The sequence below is a fragment of the Pseudomonas sp. S3E12 genome (genome assembly GCF_001702295.1).
GTDB lineage: Bacteria > Pseudomonadota > Gammaproteobacteria > Pseudomonadales > Pseudomonadaceae > Aquipseudomonas > Aquipseudomonas marginalis.
In genome coordinates this window covers 128365-149584 of record NZ_MBDT01000033.1, presented here as the reverse complement: position 1 = coordinate 149584, position 21220 = coordinate 128365, and the positions used below count along the sequence as shown (strand labels likewise).

At 63.5% G+C, this 21220-nt stretch carries 17 protein-coding genes; 3 read left to right on the top strand and 14 right to left on the bottom strand.

From position 1 onward, the window contains the following. Nucleotides 1–518 precede the first annotated feature (518 nt). From moaA to BB029_RS29110, 8 genes are read right to left on the bottom strand one after another with little or no spacing between them, the layout of a single operon-like run. The gene (moaA, locus tag BB029_RS29145) at nt 519–1505 is read right to left on the bottom strand and encodes a GTP 3',8-cyclase MoaA (protein ID WP_065941896.1); all 987 of its coding nucleotides are present in this window, start codon (nt 1503–1505) and stop codon (nt 519–521) included. Between the two features lies 1 nt (nt 1506). Then, complete coding sequence (locus BB029_RS29140) at nt 1507–2433, bottom strand: peptidylprolyl isomerase (protein WP_065941895.1); 927 nt, start codon at nt 2431–2433, stop codon at nt 1507–1509. A 10-nt stretch (nt 2434–2443) separates the two neighbouring features. Beyond that, a complete protein-coding gene (gene narI / locus BB029_RS29135; protein WP_027607172.1) occupies nt 2444–3124 on the bottom strand; it encodes a respiratory nitrate reductase subunit gamma in 681 nt (226 codons plus the stop codon). Then, nucleotides 3117–3872 (bottom strand): nitrate reductase molybdenum cofactor assembly chaperone, encoded by a 756-nt coding sequence (gene narJ, locus BB029_RS29130; RefSeq protein WP_027607173.1) that lies wholly within the window; start codon nt 3870–3872, stop codon nt 3117–3119. Before narJ ends, narI begins: the two co-directional genes overlap by 8 nt. Before the next feature lie 3 nt (nt 3873–3875). After that, nucleotides 3876–5414: a nitrate reductase subunit beta gene (narH, locus tag BB029_RS29125; protein ID WP_065941894.1), complete on the bottom strand. Its 1539-nt coding sequence runs from the start codon at nt 5412–5414 to the stop codon at nt 3876–3878. A gap of 1 nt (nt 5415) precedes the next feature. Beyond that, nucleotides 5416–9189 (bottom strand): nitrate reductase subunit alpha, encoded by a 3774-nt coding sequence (locus BB029_RS29120; RefSeq protein WP_065941893.1) that lies wholly within the window; start codon nt 9187–9189, stop codon nt 5416–5418. Between the two features lie 57 nt (nt 9190–9246). After that, nucleotides 9247–10644, bottom strand: coding sequence for a NarK family nitrate/nitrite MFS transporter (locus BB029_RS29115; RefSeq protein ID WP_065941892.1), 1398 nt, complete (start codon nt 10642–10644; stop codon nt 9247–9249). Between the two features lie 2 nt (nt 10645–10646). Then, entirely contained in the window at nt 10647–11903 is a 1257-nt protein-coding gene (locus tag BB029_RS29110; protein WP_092490178.1) for a nitrate/nitrite transporter, read from the bottom strand. A 310-nt stretch (nt 11904–12213) separates the two neighbouring features. On the opposite strand from BB029_RS29110, the gene BB029_RS29105 reads away from it, so the two are divergent. The 3 genes from BB029_RS29105 (at nt 12214) to BB029_RS29095 (ending at nt 16307) form a co-directional block, all read left to right on the top strand. Beyond that, a complete protein-coding gene (locus tag BB029_RS29105) occupies nt 12214–14016 on the top strand; it encodes a HAMP domain-containing protein (protein ID WP_065941891.1) in 1803 nt (600 codons plus the stop codon). Beyond that, nucleotides 14013–14660, top strand: a complete 648-nt coding sequence (gene narL, locus BB029_RS29100) for a two-component system response regulator NarL (RefSeq protein WP_027607179.1) — start codon at nt 14013–14015, stop codon at nt 14658–14660. The genes BB029_RS29105 and narL overlap by 4 nt, the downstream gene beginning before the upstream one ends. 966 nt (nt 14661–15626) lie before the next feature. Continuing rightward, nucleotides 15627–16307 (top strand): Crp/Fnr family transcriptional regulator, encoded by a 681-nt coding sequence (locus BB029_RS29095; RefSeq protein ID WP_065924648.1) that lies wholly within the window; start codon nt 15627–15629, stop codon nt 16305–16307. Here BB029_RS29095 and BB029_RS29090 read toward each other — a convergent pair whose 3' ends face one another. The 6 genes from BB029_RS29090 to pdxH all read right to left on the bottom strand — a co-directional run bounded on the left by BB029_RS29090 (nt 16308) and on the right by pdxH (nt 21203). Then, on the bottom strand, nt 16308–16787 hold the full coding sequence (locus BB029_RS29090) for an SCP2 domain-containing protein (protein ID WP_065941890.1): 480 nt from the start codon (nt 16785–16787) through the stop codon (nt 16308–16310). Continuing rightward, nucleotides 16781–17671, bottom strand: coding sequence for a U32 family peptidase (locus BB029_RS29085; RefSeq protein WP_065941889.1), 891 nt, complete (start codon nt 17669–17671; stop codon nt 16781–16783). Before BB029_RS29085 ends, BB029_RS29090 begins: the two co-directional genes overlap by 7 nt. A gap of 10 nt (nt 17672–17681) precedes the next feature. After that, nucleotides 17682–18677: a peptidase U32 family protein gene (locus BB029_RS29080; RefSeq protein ID WP_065941888.1), complete on the bottom strand. Its 996-nt coding sequence runs from the start codon at nt 18675–18677 to the stop codon at nt 17682–17684. Nucleotides 18678–18686: 9 nt separating this feature from the next. After that, the gene (gene glp, locus BB029_RS29075; protein WP_065941887.1) at nt 18687–19919 is read right to left on the bottom strand and encodes a gephyrin-like molybdotransferase Glp; all 1233 of its coding nucleotides are present in this window, start codon (nt 19917–19919) and stop codon (nt 18687–18689) included. Further along, complete coding sequence (gene moaB / locus BB029_RS29070) at nt 19916–20470, bottom strand: molybdenum cofactor biosynthesis protein B (protein ID WP_065941886.1); 555 nt, start codon at nt 20468–20470, stop codon at nt 19916–19918. The genes glp and moaB overlap by 4 nt, the downstream gene beginning before the upstream one ends. An 85-nt stretch (nt 20471–20555) precedes the next feature. Beyond that, nucleotides 20556–21203, bottom strand: coding sequence for a pyridoxamine 5'-phosphate oxidase (gene pdxH / locus BB029_RS29065; RefSeq protein WP_043293719.1), 648 nt, complete (start codon nt 21201–21203; stop codon nt 20556–20558). Nucleotides 21204–21220 lie beyond the last annotated feature (17 nt).

The following is a 21220-nucleotide window of genomic DNA, read 5'->3' as shown; positions in this document are numbered from 1 at the left end:
ATCAAAAGCCAGAGCAAAAGCAGAGCAAAAGCAGGCTGAGGTCTACCTGCTGGATGGAGATCCAAATGTGGGAGGGGGCTTGCCCCCGATAGCGGTGAGTCAGTCAACCCAAGTATCACTGACCCACCCTCATCGGGGGCAAGTCGAATCGTCGCACCGCCCCTCCCACATTTTTAACCCAGTACACCAGACCCAACTCCGGTCGGCTCTAAGGCCGCCGCGCTTTGGCTTTTGATCTCAAATCGCCCCGTCAAACACGCTGGCCGAACGCAGGCTTTGGAGCGTGGGTAACCCGGCAGGACGCCGGGTTAGCCGCGCTGGGCCAAGGATGGCCCATCGCGGCGGCCCACGCTCCAAAGCCTTCGTTCGGGCACACCGAGCCTAGGCGAGGTGCCGAGTGTTGGGGCGAGGACCTTTTGGTTACTTTTGGGTCCCTCCAAAAGTGACCCGCTGTAAGAGCGGAACCCTAAGCCGCCGTTACCGAAGAAACGGATATGTACTCAGTACCACACCGCCCCTCACCCCCCACTCATATTCATAAACCGCACCACCTGCACCTCCCCATCCCCACTGAAATCATGCCGCAACGGCTTGCCCCTCAACCCCCTGTGCAACGCCTCGACCAACGGCCCATTCTCCAACGGATAGCGCCGTAACAACGCGCGAAAATCCAGCGCATCTTCCTGCCCCAGGCACAACAGCAACTGCCCTTCCACCGTCATCCGTACCCGATTACAACTGCCACAAAAATTATGCGAATTAGGCGAAATAAACCCGACCCGCGTCCCAGGATGCCCCGCCAACCGCACATACCGCGCCGGCCCGCCGCTGTTCTCGGTGCTATCGATCAACCCATATTCACGGGCAATCACCGCCCGTACTTCATCGCTGGAGCAGAACGTCTCGCCCCGCGATCGCCCCACGTCCCCTAGGGGCATTTCCTCGATAAAACTGATGTCGACACCCTGGTCGATGGCGTACCGCACCAACGCCGGCACCTCGTCGAAGTTGCGCCCTTTCATCACCACGCAGTTGAGCTTGACCCGCTCGAACCCCGCATCCCGCGCAGCCTCGATACCGTCCAGCACCTGGCGCAGATCACCGTTGCGGGTAATCCCGCGAAAGCGCTGCGCATCCAGGCTGTCGAGGCTGATGTTCATACGCTTGACCCCCGCCTCCACCAACGGCCGCGCCAGTCGCGCCAACTGCGAGCCATTGCTGGTCATCACCAGTTCACGCAAGCCCGGCAGTGCCGCGATGTTACGGCACAGCCCGACAATGCCCGGGCGAATCAGCGGCTCGCCTCCGGTGAGGCGGATCTTACGCACGCCCTGCCCCACGAAGAGCGCGGCCAGGCGTTGCAGTTCTTCCAGGGTCAACACCTGCTGGCGCGGCAGGAATGTCATGTTTTTCGCCATGCAGTACACACAGCGAAAATCGCAACGGTCGGTCACCGACAAGCGCAGGTACTCGATCGAACGGCCCACCCCATCCACCAGGCTCATGTCACTGCACCAACGGTGAGTCGGCGCCCTGCAGCGCGATGCCGCGGATGTCCGCTGCGCCGATCAGGGTTTGCAGGTACTGCACCAATGCCTTCTGCCACACCCCTTGCTGCAACTGGGTGCGAATCGCCACGGCCACCGCTTCATACGGCAACGGCTGGCCTTCGATACGCTGGTCGACGCTGATCACGTGCCAGCCGTAACGGCTCTCCAGCGGCTTGGCGGCCAGGCCCGGGGCCAGGGTGAACAACTGGCGCTCCAGCTCGGGCACGGTCTGGCCTTTGCTCACCTGGCCCAGCGAACCGCCCTGGGCCTTGGATGGACAGGCCGAGTATTTGAGCGCCAGTTCGGCAAACTGGCCGGGCTGTTCTTCCAGGCTCAGCAGCAGGACTTCGGCCTGGGTGTGCGCCAGGTGGCGCGCCTCGGCGTCGTCCGGCGCGCACTCGAGCAGGATATGCCGCACCGCCAGCAACGGTGCGCTGTGAAAGCGCCCACGGTTGTTCTCGAAGTAGCGCACGCAGGTGGCTTCGTCGCAGTCGGGCACCGTCACCTCACGCTCCAGCAGCAGGCGCGTGGCGACTTCTTCTTCGTTTTCGCCGGCGGCGATTTCCACCGCCAGGCCCAGCTCGGCAATCCGCTGTTGCAACAGCTCGCGGATCACCAGCGCGCGAGCGGCCAGGTACACCGCTTCCTCGCGGCTGGCGGCCGGGTGGTATTGCAACTCCAGGGCCATGGCCTCGGGCGTGACCGCCACGCCGTTGACGCTGATGATCGGCCATTCCTGTTCACTGCTGGCGATCAATTCCGGCGCCTTGATCTCCTCGAAAGAGGCCTGGGCCACAGCCTCGGCTATCACCGGTTCCTTGGCCGACGAGCCGCAACCACCGCTGCCGCCGTTACCGCCACCACATCCGCATCCTGTAGTCATGACGTTCTCCTCAATACTTCTGCCGCACGATTTGATAACGACGCCCCAGGTACCAGATCGGCGCGCTGACCATGTGCACTAGGCGGGTAAACGGGAACAGCACAAACAGGGTCAAGCCCAGCGCCACGTGGGCCTTGTAGATCAGCGACACCGGCGCAATCGACTCGGCCGCTTCTACCGGCCGCAACAGCACCACGTTCTGCGCCCAGTCGGCGAGCATTACCATCACCGAGCCGTCCATATGCCCGGTGGAAGCGACGATGGTCAGCAGGCCCAGCAGCAACTGCGCCAGCAACACCAGCAGGATCAGGATGTCCGACGGGCTCGAGGTAGCCCGCACGCGCGGGTCCCCCAGGCGACGCTTGACCAGCATCAGCAGGCCCACCAGGCACAGCAGGCCGAAGAAGCCGCCCGAGACCATCGCCAGCAACTGCTTGTGCTCAGTGCTGATCACATGGTGGTAGACCGACGCCGGGGTCAGCAGGCCGACAAAATGCCCGGCCAGCACGAACAGCACGCCGATGTGGAAAAAGTTGCTCGCCACGCGCATGCCACGGTTGTTGAGCATCTGGCTGGAACCGGCCTTCCAGGTGTACTGCGACAGGTCGAACCGTGCCCAACTGCCCAACAGGCAGATCGCCAGGGCCACATAGGGGTACACCCCGAATACCAGCAAATTCCACTTAGACATTACCCACCTCCCCGGCGGGCGCTGCGGCCCGGCCTTCTTGCTGAAAATCCACCCAGTGCAAAGGCACCGCGCTTTCTTCGCGGGCCTTGCCCGGACTGCTCGGCATCGAGCTGCAGCGGTCCTGTTGCTCAGCCTGCATAAAGTCCACCGCTTCCTCTTCCCAGATTTTGTCCAGGGCTTCGAGGGAGTCGTCGCGCGGTTCGGCGGCGACCTGGGCGCGCAGTTCGGCCACGGCCTGGTGCGGCTCGGCGCCGGCAATCTGCAAAAGCGCACGGAAACAACTGGCATAGCCGCTCTCACGCTCGTCGAGACGCGCAGCGAGCAAGGCCAACAGGTGCGCCACATCCGCCAGGCCCTCGCGGGCCTCGATGTCTTCGCGGGTGGACAGGAACTCCAGGTACAACGGGATGTAGTCCGGCAGCTCCTTGACGCCGATGGCAAACCCGGCTTCTTCGTACTGGGCCATCATGTCGACCATGGCCTGGCCGCGGTCGCGGGACTCGCCGTGCACGTGTTCGAACAACAACAGCGACAGCGAACGGCCCCGACCAAACAGCGCGCCGTAGTGTTCCTGGCCGTCCATCAGGTCATTGGCACAGATCAGTTCCAGCAGCTCAAACAACGCACCGCGCTGCTTGGGGCTGATTTCCCGGGATTCGAGAATCGCCTGTTCCAGTTCGTCGCGGCCGTTCACCAAGGTTTCAGTGGGGTAGTCCAGCAGCAACGAAATCACTTTAAGAATGCGCATGGCTCAGTCCTCCCAGATCTGGACGGTTTTCAGCACGTCGCGGCGGTTGGCCTTCTTGGCGCCGAACATGTTGGTGTCGGAGCTGCCGCTGCAACCGCTGCCGAAGCTGAAACCACAGCCGGAGCGTTCGGCGAACGCGTCGCTCATGGCGTCTTCACGGTGGGCACTCGGTACCACGAAGCGGTCTTCGTAGTTGGCAATGGCCAGGTAGCGGTACATCTCTTCCACCTGTTCAACGCTCAGGCCGACGTCTTCGAGCACTTGCAGGTCCTGTACGCCATCGACTTGCTGGGAGCGTTTGTAGGCGCGCATCGCCAACAGGCGCTTGAGTGCACGCTTGACCGGTTTTTCATCGCCGGCGGTGAGCATATTCGCCAGGTAACGCAGCGGAATACGCAGGCTGTCCACATCCGGGATGACCCCGTTCATGCCCACGGTGCCGGCCGCGGCGGCGTTCTGGATCGGCGACAGCGGCGGCACGTACCAGACCATCGGCAAGGTGCGATATTCCGGGTGCAGCGGCAGTGCCAGCTTCCAGTCGACGGCCATTTTGTACACCGGCGAACGCTGGGCCGAGTCGATCACCGACTGCGGCACGCCATCGGCCAGGGCCTGGCGAATCACCGCCGGATCATTCGGGTCGAGGAAGATTTCCAGTTGCTTCTCGTACAGGTCCTGCTCGTTAGCGGTGCTGGCCACTTCGCTGATGCGGTCGGCGTCATACAGCAACACACCGAGGTAGCGAATCCGACCCACGCAGGTTTCGGCGCACACGGTCGGCATACCGGCTTCGATACGCGGGTAGCAGAAGATGCACTTCTCGGACTTGCCGCTCTTCCAGTTGAAGTAGATTTTCTTGTACGGGCAGCCGCTGATGCACATGCGCCAGCCCCGGCACTTCTCCTGGTCGATCAGCACGATGCCGTCTTCTTCACGCTTGTAGATCGCACCGCTCGGGCACGATGCCGCACACGCCGGGTTGAGGCAGTGCTCGCACAGGCGCGGCAGGTACATCATGAAGGTGTTTTCGTACTCGCCATAAATGTCGGCCTGGATCTGGTCGAAGTTCTTGTCCTTGCGACGCTTGGCGAATTCGGTGCCGAGGATTTCCTCCCAGTTCGGGCCCCACTCGATCTTTTCCATGCGCTTGCCGGACACCAGCGAACGCGGGCGTGCGGTCGGCTGGTGCTCGCCCAATGGCGCGGTGTGCAAGTGCTGATAGTCGAAGTCGAACGGCTCGTAGTAGTCGTCCAGGCTCGGCAGGTCGGGGTTGGCGAAGATGTTCGCCAACACGCGGAACTTGCCGCCGATGCGCGGGTTGATCGAGCCGTTGGCGTTGCGCACCCAGCCGCCCTTCCACTTGTCCTGGTTCTCCCACTCCTTGGGGTAGCCGACGCCGGGCTTGGACTCGACGTTGTTGAACCAGGCGTATTCCATGCCTTCACGGCTGGTCCACACGTTCTTGCAGGTGATGGAACAGGTGTGGCAGCCGATGCATTTGTCCAGGTTGAGGACCATGCCGATCTGTGAGCGAATTTTCATCTCAGTTCTCCTCGATGTCAGTCGGCAATGGGCGCGGCAAATCATCGCCGCTGGAGCCATCGAGCCAGTCGACCTTGGCCATCTTGCGCACCACGACAAACTCATCGCGGTTGCAACCGACCGTGCCGTAGTAGTTGAAACCGTAGGCCTGCTGGGCATAGCCGCCGATCATGTGGGTCGGCTTGAGCACCACGCGGGTCACCGAGTTGTGGTGGCCGCCACGGGTCTTGGTGGTCTCCGAACCCGGCACGTTCACGATGCGTTCCTGGGCGTGGTACATCATCACCATGCCTTCCTTGACGCGCTGGCTGACCACCGCACGGGCGGTCAATGCGCCGTTGACGTTGAAGCATTCGATCCAGTCGTTGTCTTCGATGCCGGCGCGCTTGGCGTCGATTTCCGAGAGCCACACGATCGGTCCGCCACGGCTCAGGGTGAGCATCAGCAGGTTGTCGCTGTAGGTGCTGTGGATGCCCCACTTCTGGTGCGGGGTGATCCAGTTCAGCACGATCTCGGTCTCGCCATTGCTGCGCTTGCCCTTCACGCCTTCGATGGTGCGGGTGTTGACCGGTGGCCGGTAGCTCATCAGCTGCTCGCCGAACGCCTGCATCCACGGGTGATCCTGGTAGAACTGCTGGCGGCCGGTGATGGTGCGCCATGGGATGTTTTCATGCACGTTGGTGTAGCCGGCGTTGTAGCTCACATGCTCGTCTTCCAGGCCTGACCAGGTCGGGCTGGAGATGATCTTGCGCGGCTGCGCCTGGATGTCGCGGAAGCGAATCGCTTCGTGGGCCTTGGAGATCGCCAGGTGGCTGTGGTCGATGCCGGTGAATTCCGACAGCGCGGCCCAGGCTTTCAAGGCGACCTTGCCGTTGGTTTCCGGGGCCAGGGACAGGATCACTTCGGCGGCGTCGATGGCCGTGTCGATTTTCGGCCGGCCGTGGCTGATGCCCGCAGCGCTTTCGTGATGGTTCAGCTCGCCGAGGAACTCGACTTCTTCATCGGTGTTCCAGTTGATGCCCTTGCCGCCGTTGCCGAGTTTTTCCAGCATCGGGCCCAGGGACGAGAACTGCTTGTAGATGTTCGGGTAGTCGCGCTCCACCACCGCCATGTTCGGCGCGTTCTTGCCCGGCACCGGCGCCACACCGGCGCTTTTCCAGTCGGTGCCGCCAAACGGCTGGGCCAGTTCGCCGACGCTGTCGTGCATCAACGGGACGGTGACCAGGTCTTGCTCCACACCCAGGTGGCCGACCGACATGGCCGAGAACGCCTTGGCGATGCCCTTGTAGATTTCCCAGTCCGAGCGCGACTCCCACGCCGGGTCAATGGCCGCCGACAACGGGTGGATGAACGGGTGCATGTCCGAGGTGTTCATGTCGTCTTTTTCGTACCAGGTGGCAGTCGGCAAGACGATGTCGGAATACACGCAGGTGGAGGACATACGGAAGTCCAGGGTGGTCACCAGGTCGAGCTTGCCGATGGCGCCGTCCTCGACCCATTCGGCCTCGGTGGGCTTGCATTCGGTGCTGTGGCCGATGTCTTCGTTCATCACGCCGTTCTTGGTGCCCAACAGGTACTTGAGCATGTACTCATGGCCCTTGCCCGAGGAACCGAGCAGATTGGAGCGCCAGATAAACATGTTGCGCGGGAAGTTCACCGGGCTGTCCGGCTGTTCGCAGGCGAAGCGCAGGCTGCCGTCCTGCCAGGACTTGACCACGTAGTCTTTCGGCGTCATGCCGGCGGCAGCGGCGTCACGGCAGATGTGCAGCGGGTTGGTGTTGAGCTGTGGCGCACTCGGCAACCAGCCGGCGCGTTCGGCGCGGATGTTGTAGTCCAGGGCGTGTTCCGGGAATTGCGACTTGTCGGCCAGGGGCGAGAGCACGTCGTGCATGCTCATCTTCTCGTGGCGCCATTGCGAGCTGTGGCCGTAGAAGAAGCTGGTGCCGTTCATCTGGCGTGGCGGGCGGTTCCAGTCGAGGCCGAAGGCCAGGGGCAGCCAGCCGCATTGGGGGCGCAGTTTTTCCTGGCCGACGTAGTGGGCCCAACCGCCGCCGGTCTGGCCGACGCAACCGCAGAGCATGAGCATATTGATCAGCCCGCGGTAGTTCATGTCCATGTGGTACCAGTGGTTCATCGCCGCGCCGACGATGATCATCGAGCGGCCCTTGGTCTTGTCGGCGTTGTCGGCGAACTCACGGGCGATCTGGATGGCTTTCTCGCGGCTGACGCCGGTGATCGCTTCCTGCCACGCCGGGGTGCCTGGCACGCTGGCGTCGTCGTAGTCCCTGGCCACGTTCTGGCCGCCCAGGCCACGGTCGATGGCCAGGTTGGCGGCGGACAAGTCGAACACCGTCGCCACCTTGGCCACGCTGCCGTCGGCCAGGGTCACGCTGTGCACCGGCACGCGGCGGAACTGCACGGCATCGCCGGCCACGTGCTGGAAGTGCTCGTGGGCTTCGCCGGCAAAATACGGGAAGGCCACTTCGGCGATGTCGTCACCGATCAGGCTGAGTTTCAGGTCGATGGCGCGGCCTTCACCGCCCTCCTTGGCGAGGATGTTCCACTTGCCCTTCTCGCCCCAGCGGTAGCCGATGGAGCCTTGTGGCGACACCAGTTCACCGCTTTCGTCGAGGGCGATGGTTTTCCATTCCGGGTTGTTGTCCTGGCCGAGGTTGCCGGTGAGGTCCGAGGCACGCAGGAAGCGATCGGGCTGGAAGCCGGCGCCGGGCGCGAACCCGGTCATCGGCTTGAGCATCACCAGCACCGGCAAGTCGGTAAAGCGCTTGGCGTAGTCGGTGAAGTAGGCGCTCGGTTTATCCAGGTGAAATTCCTTGAAGATCACATGGTTGAAGGCCTGGGCCAACGCGGCGTCGGTGCCCTGCTTGGGGTTGAGCCACAGGTCGGTGAGCTTGGCCACTTCCGAATAGTCCGGGGTGATGGCCACGGTCTTGGTGCCCTTGTAGCGCACCTCGGTGAAGAAGTGCGCGTCCGGGGTACGGGTCTGCGGGACGTTGGAACCCCAGGCGATGATGTAGTTGGAGTTGTACCAGTCGGCCGATTCCGGCACGTCGGTCTGCTCGCCCCACACCATCGGCGAGGCAGGTGGCAGGTCGCAGTACCAATCGTAGAAGCTCAGGCACACGCCGCCGATCAGCGACAGGTAACGCGAACCCGCCGCGTAGCTGACCATCGACATGGCCGGGATCGGCGAGAAGCCGACGATGCGGTCCGGGCCGTATTGCTTGATGGTGTAGACGTTGGAGGCGGCGATGATCTCGTTGACCTCCTCCCAGTTAGAGCGAATGAAACCGCCCATGCCGCGTTTGCTCTTGTAGGAGTCGGCCTTGACCTTGTCCTCGACGATGCTCGCCCACGCCTCTACCGGCGACAGGGTCTGGCGCGCCTCACGCCACAACTTGAGCAGCGGCTTGCGGATCTTCGGGTACTTGAGGCGATTGGCGCTGTAGATGTACCAGCTGTAGCTGGCACCCCGTGGGCAGCCGCGCGGCTCATGGTTGGGCAGGTCGTTGCGGGTGCGCGGGTAGTCGGTCTGCTGGGTTTCCCAGGTGATCAGGCCGTTCTTCACGTAGATCTTCCACGAGCACGAGCCGGTGCAGTTCACACCATGGGTGGAGCGCACGATCTTGTCGTACTGCCAGCGCGAGCGGTAGACGTTTTCCCAGTCGCGGGACTCCTGGCGGGTCTCGCCGTGACCGTCGGAGAATTCGTTTTGCTTGCGGTTGAAGAACCGCAGTTGATCCAATAGGTGACTCATGATGCTTTCCTCATCAGGCGTGCCGTGGGGTGCGTTGCCCCGCGAATTCGTGGTCGATCAGCAGGGTGTGGCGCAGCCTTTGCGGGCGTACCACCACCAGGTCACGACGATGCAGCTCAGGTAGAAACCGACAAACATGTAGAAGGCCATCGCCGGGCTGCCGGTGGCGGCCATGGACGTGCCGAAGGACTTGGGAATGAAGAACGCACCGAAGGCGCCCATGGCCGAGCTGAAGCCCAGCACGGCGGCGGATTCCTTACCGGCATTCTTGATCGCCTGCTCGCGCTCGGCGGCGGATTTACCGGCACTGGCCTTCTCGTGCAGGGTGCGGAAGATCACCGGGATCATGCGGAAGGTGGAGCCGTTGCCGACGCCGGTGGTGATGAACAGCAGCATGAACATGCCGAGGAAACCGTAGAAGCTGCCGCCCTGCCCGTTCTGCGGCAAAAAGTGCAGCACGCCGAACACCATCACGATCATCAGCACGAAGTTCCACAAGGTCACCCGTGCGCCGCCCAGCTTGTCCGCCAGCCAGCCGCCGAGTGGGCGTACCAGGGCGCCGACCAGCGGGCCGAGGAAGGCGAATTTCAGCGCCACCACATCGGGGAACGAGGTCTTGATCAGCAGCGGGAACGCCGCCGAAAAGCCGATGAATGAGCCGAAAGTCGCCAGGTACAACCAGCACATCAGCCAGTTGTGCTTGCGCTTGAAGATCACCGCCTGCTCGCTGAACGAAGCGCGGGCGCTGGACAGGTCATTCATGCCGAACCAGGCCGCCACGGTGACGGTGAGGATAAACGGTACCCAGATGAAACCGGCGTTCTGCAACCAGAGTTGACTGCCATCCGCCAAGGTCTGCGGTTGGCCGCCCACCAGGCCGAACACGCCGAACGTGATCACCAGCGGCACGCAGAACTGCATCACCGACACCCCCAGGTTGCCGAGGCCGGCGTTCAGGCCCAGGGCCGTGCCTTGCTGCGACTTGGGGTAGAAGAAGCTGATATTGGACATGCTCGAGGCGAAGTTGCCGCCACCGAAACCGCACAGCAGCGCGATCAGTACAAACACGCTGTAGGGGGTGCTGGGGTCTTGCACCGCAAAGCCCATCCACAGCGACGGCAGCAGCAGCGACGCGGTGCTCAGGGCGGTCCAGCGGCGGCCGCCGAAGATCGGCACCATGAACGAGTAGAACACCCGCAAGGTGGCACCGGACAGACCCGGCAACGCCGCCAGCCAGAACAACTGGTCGGTGGTGAAGGTAAAGCCGATGGCGTTCAGGCGCACGATCACCGTGCTCCACACCATCCACACGGCGAAGGCCAGCAACAGCGCAGGGATCGAGATCCACAGGTTGCGGGTCGCGGTCTTCTTGCCGCTGGCGCCCCAGAACGCCGGGTCTTCAGGGCGCCAGTCGTGGATCACCGGCCCCGAGCCGGGCTTTTGCGCGATGGACATGTTCATTCTCCTTGGAGAGGTTGGGCGGTTTTGCCCAACAGCGGTTGCTTGCGCATTTCGCTGAAGTACATCCAGGTCAGGGACACCCAGACCACGCCGTACATCAACATGAAGCAGGACGAGCGCACGCCGGTGAGGTCCACCAGGGCGCCAAACAGGATCGGCAGCACAAAGCCGCCCAGGCCACCGGCCAGGCCGACGATGCCGGACACCGCGCCCATGTTCTGTGGGTAGTCATTGGCGATGTACTTGAACACCGAGGCCTTGCCGAACGCGAAGGCGATGCCCATCACGAACAGCAGCACGGTGAACAGGGTGGCGTTGAGGCCGATGTGGAAATCCAGGGGACCGTTGACGGTCTGCACCTGCAATTGGGTTTGCGGGTAGCTGAGCAGGAACAGGCAGATCCAGCTCACCCACAGCACCCACCAGGTCACGCTCTGGGCGCCCCAGCGGTCGGACATCCAGCCGCCCACCGCACGCAGCACGCCGCCGGGCAGGGAAAAACACGCGGCCAGCAACGCGGCGCTTTGCAGGCTGAAGCCGTATTCCTGCACGTAGTACTTGGTCATCCACAGCGCCAGGGCCACATAGCCGCCGAATACAATCGAGTAGTACTGGCAGTAGCGCCACACGGCCGGGTCCTTCAGGCACAGCAACTGCTGGCGCAGGCTGGCGCCGCCGGCACTGCGGTGGGCCTTGTTCTCGCTGGTGAGGAACCAGAACAGCAGCGCGGTGATAAACAGGATCGCGCCGAACACCTTGGGCACCAGGTGCCAGGTGCCGAGGGCGATCAGCGCCGGGGCCAGGAACTTGGTGACGGCGGCGCCCGCGTTGCCGGCGCCGAACACGCCCATGGCAAAGCCCTGGTTGTCTTTGTCGAACCACTTGGCGACGTAGGCGATGCCCACCGAAAACGAACCGCCGGCCAGGCCGACGAACAGGCCCAGCACCAGGAACTGCCAATAGGCGGTGGCGTAGGTGATCAGGTACAGCGGCAGCACACAGGCGAGCATCAACAGGAAGAACACGATGCGCCCACCGAAGCGGTCAGTCAGCAGGCCCAGGGGCAGGCGCACCAGGGAACCGGTCAACACCGGCGTGGCGGCCAGCAGGCCGAACTGGGTTTCGTTGAGTTGCAGCAGCTCTTTGATGGGTACGCCCAACACGGCGAACATCATCCACACCATAAAGCAGACGGTGAAGGCGAGTGTGCTCATGCCCAGCACCAGGCCTTGTCTCATACGGGGTTGAGTCACGGTATGCGCTCCAGAAAGTGATTCCATGGGCGCAGGTTAGGGGCGACACCCCCGTGGAACTTGACCCAGGTCAACGTCCGCCTGGGGGGTATGGGGCTATGCTGGCCCCACATACCTCTAAGGAGGTAGTCCTAACAACAAGAGAAAGTCTTTATTTATCAATGGATTGGTCTCTTGTGCCGGCGTTTTCCCGTGGGAGGGTTTGCCGGCAACTCTTTAGAGGTAGTGCGCCAGGGATTGCGGTTTTTCAGCCCTTTTCCCTTTGCAGGTGCCGCCATGCAGGCTCTCAACCCCCTTCGATCACGCCGCCATGTTTAACTGGCTGCGCAGCTCCCTGCCCGCTCGCGCCGGGCTGGCGGTGATCCTGATCGCCATCCTCGCCCTCGCCAGTTCCTTGAGCGCCGGCTTGATCGCCTGGTTCAGCCAGGGCGATGCCGCCGCCATCAACACCGCCGGCTCGGTGCGCATGGAGACCTACCACCTGAGCTGGAAACTGGCGGCCGGCGCGCCTGCCGACGAGATCGACGCCATCACCCACAGCCTGCAAGGGCGCCTCGACAGCCAATCGCTCAAGGCGGTGCTCGAGGACGGCCCGCGCAGCGCCCTGCTGCAGAGCTACCAACAGATCCAGCAGCGCTGGGACACCGATCTGCGCCCGGCGCTGGCACGCGGCGACGCGGTGCTGTTCCAGGCCAGCGCACCGGGGTTCGTCGAGCAACTGAACCAATTCGTCAGCCTCCTGCAACAACACAGCGAACAGAAACAGGGCTGGCAGCAAGGCATCCAGGGCCTGGCACTGTTCAGCACGCTGATCATCCTGCTGATCGGCCTGTATGAATTGCAGTACGGGGTGGTCAACCCGCTGGAAGAACTGGTGCACGCGACTCGGCGCTTTCGTGATGGCGACTTCAAGACCCGGGTCAATCACCGCTCCGAGGATGAACTGGGGCAATTGGCCCTGAGCTTCAACACCATGGCCGAAACCATTGAACACTCCCACCGCACTCTGGAGAGCCAGGTGCGGCAGAAAACCCTCAACCTGCAACAAGCCAACGCTGCCCTGGAGCTGCTTTACCAGAGCAGCCGCAGCCTGGCCACGCGCCTGGCGAACGCCGAGGGCCTGGATGAACTGATCCGGCGCTTCCAGAAACGCCTGCCGGGGCTGCGCCTGTCGCTGTGCCTGCAAGGGCACTTCCTGGCGCCGGCCCAGCAGATGCTCTCCTTGAATGGAGGGGATAGCCGCAACGTCTGCGCCATCGGTGATTGCGCAACGTGCCAAAAACAGAAAGTGGCGCTCCCCCAGGTATTCAGCATCAGCAACCAGGGCTCGGAACTGGGCGAACTCAAGGCGCACTTCCTCGACGGCCATGCGCCCCAGGACTGGGAGAAACAGTTGATCCAGGCCCTGGCCAACCTGATCGGCACCTCGCTGTCGCTCAAGCGCCAGCGCGAACAGGACCATCGTCTACTGCTGCTCGACGAACGCACCATCATCGCCCGGGAACTGCACGATTCCCTGGCCCAGGCGCTGTCCTACATGAAGCTGCAGGTCAGCCGCATGCAAACCCTGATCCGCCGTGGCGAACCGGTGGAAACCCTGGCCACCGTCACCGCCGAACTGCGCGATGGCCTGAACAACGCCTACCGCCAACTGCGCGAATTGCTCACCACCTTCCGCCTGCAAATCCACGATGCCGGGCTGGTGCAGGAGCTACAGGACACCGCCGAGGAGTTCTCGCGGCGTGGGGAGTTCCAGGTGCATCTGCATGTGGACGCTCTAGCCTTCCAGCTGTCGGCCAGCGAACAGATCCACTTGTTGCAGGTCACCCGCGAGGCCCTGTCCAATTGCCTGCGCCATGCCCATGCGCAAAACGCCTGGCTGCAACTGCGCCAGGAAGGCGAGACCGTGAGCCTGAGCATCGAGGACGACGGCCGGGGCTTCTGCGGTGAGGTCGACACCCGCGAACACCACGGCCTGACCATCATGGACGAGCGCGCCCGCAGTCTGCATGGCCGCCTCGACATCAGCCCCCGCGAGCCCCAGGGCACCCGCGTGCAATTGCGTTTCCAACCGGAATTTCTCGGCCACTCCCTACAAGGCACCGCCTCATGAACACCCTCACCCGCCACCGTATCCTGCTGGTCGACGATCACCCGATGATGCGCCACGGCATGCGCCAGATGCTTGAACTGGAAGACGACCTGCAAGTAGTCGGCGAAGCCGGCAACGGCCAGGAAGCCCTGGACCAGATCGACGGGCTGCAACCGGACCTGGTGCTGCTGGACAACAACATGCCGCACATGAACGGCCTGGAAACCCTGCGCCGCCTGCGGGCGATGAACTATGCCGGCAAGGTGCTGCTGTTTACCGTGTCCGACGCCGAGGACGACATACGCGATGCGCTACGCCTGGATGCCAATGGCTATCTGCTCAAGGACATGGAGCCGGAGTTGTTGATCCAGTACATCCGCGATGCGTTGCATGGCGCGCTGGTCATCAGCCCCGGCCTGACCCGCGTCCTGGCCCAGGCCCTGCGCTCGCCACAGCCCCATGCGGCAGTGGAATTGACCGAGCGCGAGCGCCAGGTGCTGAGGACGATTGCCAGTGGGCACAGCAACAAGGTAATCGGGCACAAATTGGGGATTACCGAGGGCACGGTGAAGGTGCATGTGAAGAATCTGCTGCATAAGCTGGGGTTGCGGTCGCGGGTCGAGGCGGCGGTCTGGGCGATGGAGCATTTGCGGCAGGCGGGGTGAGGTTTTTGGGGGGATTGAGTACATATCCGTTATTTAGGTAACGGCGGCTTAGGGTTCCGCCCTTACGGCGGGTCACTTTTGGAAAAGAGCCCCAAAAGTAACCAAAAAGGCTCTTGCCCCAACACTCGGCACCTCGCCTAGGCTCGGTGTGCCCTCACTCCGGCTTGAATCCGTGGGCCGCCGTCATGGGCCATCCATGGCCCAGGACGGCTAACCCGGCGTCCTGCCGGGTTACCCACGGATTCAAGCCTGCGTTCGGCCAGCGTGTTTGACGGGGCGCCCAGGATCAAGATCAAAAGCCAGAGCAAAAGCAGAGCAAAAGCAGAGCAAAAGCAGAGCAAAAGCAGAGCAAAAGCAGACCGAGATCTAGCTGATATGCGGAGATCCAAATGTGGGAGGGGGCTTGCCCCCGATAGCGCCGGGTCAGTTAAAAAAATAAGTGACTGACACTCCCTCATCGGGGGCAAGCCCCCTCCCACAATTTTCACCGAGTGCACCAGACCCAACTCCGGTCGGCTCTAAGGCCGCCGCGCTTTGGCTTTTGATCTCAAATCGCCCCGTCAAACACGCTGGCCGAACGCAGGCTTTGGAGCGTGGGTAACCCGGCAGGACGCCGGGTTAGCCGCACTGGGCCAGGGATGGCCCATTGCGGCGGCCCACGCTCCAAAGCCGGAGTGAGGGCACACCGAGCCTAGGCGAGGTGCCGAGTGTTGGGGCAAGAGCCCTTTGGTTACTTTGGGGCTCTTTTCCAAAGTGACCCGCTGTAAGAGCGGAACCCTAAGCAGCCGTTACCGCAGCAACGGATATGCACTCGGTCCAATCCAAAAAAATGGTCGGCCCAAAGGCCGCCATCGAGGGCAAGCCACCTCCCACATTTTTTACACAAACCCCGCAAGAGGTACCCCCACAGAGGCATATCAACCCCGCGCCAAGCCCCCTACGCTACCCCATTGCGGAGGCCCAACCATGCTCACCCATCCCCACATCGTGCTCACCCTGCGTCGCCATCACCTGTTCAGCCAGCTCCCGGAAAAAACCTTCCAGGACGTCTGCACCCTGGCCAATCTCAAGCGCCTGCCCGGTCATGCGCCGTTGATGCACCAGGGTGACGCGGCCGAGCGTTTCTTCCTGCTGGTCAGCGGCCAGATCAAGTTGCATCGGGTCACGGGTGAAGGTCAGGAACATCTGGTCGAAGTCATCCAGCCCGGCCAGACCTTTGCCGAAGCGCTGCTGTTCACCCAGGCCAAGGCCTATCCGGTGAGTGCCACCGCGCTCAAGGACAGTGTGCTGGTCAGCATCGAAGGCCAGCACTACCGCCGGGCCCTGGAGGACCAGCCGAAAATTTGCCTGGCAATCCTCGCCAGCATGAGCATCCACCTGCACCAACGCCTCAAGGACATCGACACCCTGACCCTGGCCAACGCCAGCCGCCGGGTGATCAACTTCCTGTTCCAGGAACGCGATGCGCTGAGTGGCGAGGTGGTGCTGCAAGTGCCCAAGCGCCTGGTGGCGTCGAAGCTGGGGATCCAGCCGGAGACCTTTTCAAGGATCCTGCACCGGCTGGTGGAAGGCGGGTTGATCGAGGTGCAGCGGCGCACCATTCGAATCCTCTGCGAAGAACAGTTGATGGGCTATCAGGCCGGCTGATCAGTGCCCGCTGTGGACCGCTGACGCCCGCCCCGCCCGCTCCAGATTCCGCCACAACCAGGGCGGCAACACATCCGGGTCCAAACTGTCGATCAGATTCTTCAACCCCAGCCCCAATTCCGTATCCCCCTCAATCACCAACCGGCGGCGAAAGAACAACGTATCCGGATCTTCCTGGCGGCTGGCCAGCAACAGAAACTCCCGCCAATTACCACTGATGCTGACCTGCGCCTCAGCCTTTTGCGCAATCCGCAACCCATCCCGCCCCAGGGTCAGGTACCAGCACAACCCCAGGTCAGGAATACGTAAACACAGCCAACGCCCGCGCAGCAGGTCAAACCCGCCGTCGCCCAGGGGTTCGGCCAGGCAGCGGTTGAGGGCCTGCTGCAAGACCAGGCGCTGTACGCCAAACGGCACACGGCGGATCAATGGCAACAACCGGTCGGCCCCCTTGAGCAGCCATGGTTTACGACTCAGCACAGGCCCACCTCCTCAACCCGCAACATGCCCGCCTGGCCGTGCCAGTAGCCGTTGCAGCCTTCGACATACAGCGGCGGCGTAGCGCCCTGGCGTACCTGGTCGTAGGCACGTACCACCTCGATCATGCCCTCGGCCCGTGGGCTCAGGCGCAACAGGTCGGCGCCCCTGGACACCAGGCCGGGGTAATCGGCCAGCAGGTTGGTAACGTCGGCGGACATGGTCTGGATGCCGTTCAAGGTGAACAACGCCTGCCCTTCCTGGCTGGTCAGTGGCATGCCATCGGGGTAGTTGATGCAGCAGAACTGGCAATCGTCCTTGGGGCGGTTTTCCGCGCGGGCGGTGAAGCAACGCGCCGAGTAGGCCAGGGGCAAATGGCCGTAGGCGAAGATCTCCACTTCGGGTAACGGCCGGCCCAATTCGCGCACCTGCTCCAGCACGTCGGCGATCAGGCCCTGGGAGCACTCCACCGGCGGCACCCAGCGCTGCATGCCGGCGTCAAGCAGTTGCACCAGGGCGTGACCGTTGTAGAGGTTGAGCGCCGGGCCGCCGACAAAGGGCAATTTGCGTTCGATCAGCATCTGTACCGCGCCCATGTCGTTGGCCTCCACCAGCCACTCGCCGTTGTCGCACAGGCGGCGCAGGCTCGAGAGTTCGGAGGCGGCTTCGATCAAGGTCAGGCTCGACAACACGATCTGCGCCGGGCTGCAGGTCTGCAGCTCCCGCCCCAGGCCCAACCAACGGTCCAGGGAAAACGCGCGGCGCTTGGCACACACGGTTTCGCCCAGGTAAATCACGTCCAGGGGCAAGCCGGCCATGTCCGAGTAGAAGCGCCCCAGGTGTTCCTTATCCCAATAAAACAGCACCGGTCCCAGGCTGAGTTTCATCTGTGTCTCCTCACTGCCATGCACGATGGTAGGCGCCGAGTGTGGTCTGGCTGCCTTCGGATAACCCGGCCAGCACCTGGCGCCATTGGTCCTTGACCACAAAGCTGGCCGGTGCGCTGCGGTGGGCGTCGAGCGCGGCGCGCCAGACCTGGGTGACTTGTTCCACATACGCCGGGCTGCGTTGCCGGCCTTCGATCTTGACCGCTTCGACGCCGATGGCGCTGAGTTCCGGCAGCAGGTCGAGGGTGTCGAGGCTGGTGGGTTCTTCGAGGGCATGGAAGCGTTTGCCGCCGACCAGGAAGCGGCCCTTGCACAGGGTCGGGTAACCGGCGGGTTCGTCGGCGGTGTAGCGGTCGATCAGCACGTCGCTCAGGCGCGCGCTCAAGCCCTCGGCATCTTCGCTCCAGCGCACCGCCTTGGCCGGCGAGCACACGCCGCATAGGTTGGGCGACTCGCCGGTGATGTAGGAAGACAGGTGGCAACGCCCCTCGGCCATGATGCACAGGCTGCCAAAACCGAACACTTCGATGGGCACCGGGCTGCTCGCAGCCACCTGTTTGACCTGGGCCAGGGACAGCACACGGGGCAACACCGCGCGGCGAATGCCGTAGCGCTCGGCATAAAACTTCAGCGCCGCCGCGTGGGTGGCCGAGCCCTGTACCGAGAGGTGCAAGGCCATGCGCGGATGCTGGCGGCTGGCGTAGTCGAGCACGCCGGGGTCGGCGGCGATCAGGGCGTCCACGCCGTGGTCCGCCGCGCGGTCGACGGCGCGTTGCCAACGCGCCCAAATCTTCGGTTGCGGGTAGGTGTTGACCGCCACGTACAGCTTGCGCTGGTGCTGGCGAATAAAGGCGACGGCACCGTCGAACTGTTTGTCGTCCATGTTCAACCCGGCGAAATGCCGGGCATTGGTGTCATCGCGAAAACCGACATACACCGCATCGGCGCCTTGGCGCACCGCGGCTTTAAGCGCAGGCAGGTTGCCTGCCGGGCAGACCAGTTGCATGGGGGCTCCTCAGAGAAATTCAGCGAAAGACACAAACGGCACCGGTTCATCCTTGAGCACCTGATGCTCACGCTCGACGATCACCAGGCCATCGGCCCAACAGGCGGCGGTGAGCATCGCCGAGCTTTGCTGGGGATGCAGCACGGCGCGCAATTGCCCGTCCTCGCCAGGGCTCAGGCGTGCACGCAGGTACTGGCGGCGCTTGTTGGGCGTGAGCCATTCGAATGCGGCCGGCACCTGGATCGGCACCGGCAGCACCCGTTCCACCCCTTGGGCGCGCAGCAGAAACGGACGCACCACCACCAGCGCGGTGATCAGCGCCGCCGACGGGTTACCGGGCAGGCCCAGCCACGGCTTGCCCGCCACTTCGCCAAACGCCAGGGGCTTGCCGGGCTGGATCGCCAGGCGCCAGAAGTCCACGCGACCGAGTTCTTCGATGGCCTGCTTGAGATGGTCCTCCTCCCCCACCGACACCCCCGCCGAGGTCAGCAACAGGTCGCACTCGGACGAGGCCAGGGCCAGCGCATCGCGGCTGGCGGCCAACTCGTCGGCCATCACCCCGTAGTCGTGCACGTCCACGCCCCAGCCACGCAACAACGCGGCCAGGGCATAGCGGTTGCTGTTGTAGATCTGCCCCGGCACCAGCGCCTCGCCCGGATCACGCAGCTCGTTGCCGCTGCTGAGCAGGCACACCCGCAACGGGCGATAGACTTTCAACCGAGGTATGCCGGCCGAGGCCAGCAAGCCGATGTCCTGGGCGCGCAGGCGTTTGCCGACGGCGATCAGGGTCTGCCCGCGCTGCAGCTCTTCACCCTGCTTGCGCACATGCTCGCCGGGACGTACCGGCGGGCACCAGATGCGCTGGCCGTACAGGCGGCAACGCTCCTGGGGCACCACCGTGTCAGCGCCAGGCGGTAGCGGCGCACCGGTAAAGATGCGCACGGCCTGCCCGGCCTGCACCCTCACCTTGCTGTGCTGCCCCGCCGCAATGCGCCCGGCGAGCATCAGGTAGCCGCCTTCGGCCGGCACGTCCTCGGCGCGCAGGGCGTAGCCGTCCATGGCGCTGTTGTCGAAACCGGGCAAATCCAGGGGCGAGAACAGCTCTTCAGCGACCACCCGCCCCAGCGCCTGCTCCAGACCAATCACCTGGGTGCTCGGCGGCGGCGGCGCCTGGGCCAGCAGCGTGGCAATGGCCTCGTCCACCGGCATCAGGTGGCCGCTGTCACACACCGAGACACTCATGAACGCGACTCGCAGGCTTGCAGGGTTTGCTCAGGCTGGGGCTTGAGGTGCGGCACGAAGTTGCACGGGCCGGTGCGGCTGTCCAACTGCCCCGCCAGGATCTGGTCCCAGCCGGTGCGACACGCCCCCGGCGAGCCCGGCATGCAGCACACCAGCACGCCGTTGCTGATGCCGGCCAGGGCGCGGGACTGCAAGGTGGAAGTGCCGATCTCGGCCAGGGACACCTGGCGGAACAGCTCACCGAAGCCTTCGACATGTTTGTCCAGCAACGGCAACACCGCCTGGGGTGTGTTGTCGCGGGCGGTGAAACCGGTACCGCCGGTCATCAGCACCACTTGCACCTCGGGGTCCGCGATCCACAAGGAGACTTGCGCACGAATCTGGTAGATGTCGTCGATCACCAGGCCACGGTCGATGAGCACATGCCCGGCACTTTCGAGGCGGTCCACCAGGGTCTGGCCGGAGGTGTCGGTGTCGAGGGTACGGGTGTCACTGATGGTCAGCACGGCGATGTTCAGGGGCACGAAATTGCGTTGTTTCAAATGGGCCATGATCAAGGCTCCAGGCGTCAAGAAAGTTGCCGTCAGCCTGCGCCGCAACGGGCGCAGGGCCTATTCCTCCAAGGAGGTATCTCGTTCAGGGGGCCAGGCGCGTGCGCTGCCAAATACCCGCGTGCAGGCGGTAGTCGAGACGGTCATGCAGGCGGTCGGGCCGGCCCTGCCAGAACTCGATGCGCTGCGGCTGCAGGCGGTAACCGCCCCAATGCTCGGGCCGTGGCGGTTGCTGCCCGGCGAAACGCTCGGTGACATCACGCAAGCGACTTTCCAGCTCGCTGCGATGGCCAAGGGGCTGGCTTTGCGGCGACGCCCAGGCGCCCAACTGACTGGCGGCCGGTCGCGCATCGAAATAATCGTCCGACAACTGCGCATCCGCCCGCACCACCGGGCCTTCGATACGCACCTGACGCTCCAGCCCCGGCCAGAAAAACGTCATGGCCGCATGGGGATTGCTCGCCAACTCCTGGCCCTTGGCACTCTGGTAATGGCCGAAAAAGAAAAAACCCTCGGCGCTGAAACCCTTGAGCAGCAGGATGCGACAATGGGCATGCCCGTCATGATCGACCGTAGCCAAGGCCATGCTATTGGCCTCGGCCGGAGGCACTTCGGTTTTACGCGCCTGATCCAGCCACTGGCCGAACAGCACCAAGGGATCGTCCTGCACCAAGTCATCACGCAGGCCATAAAGGGTGTAGTTGCGGCGCAATTGCGCAAGAGACAGGGGCATGGCGCAGTCCTCCAGAA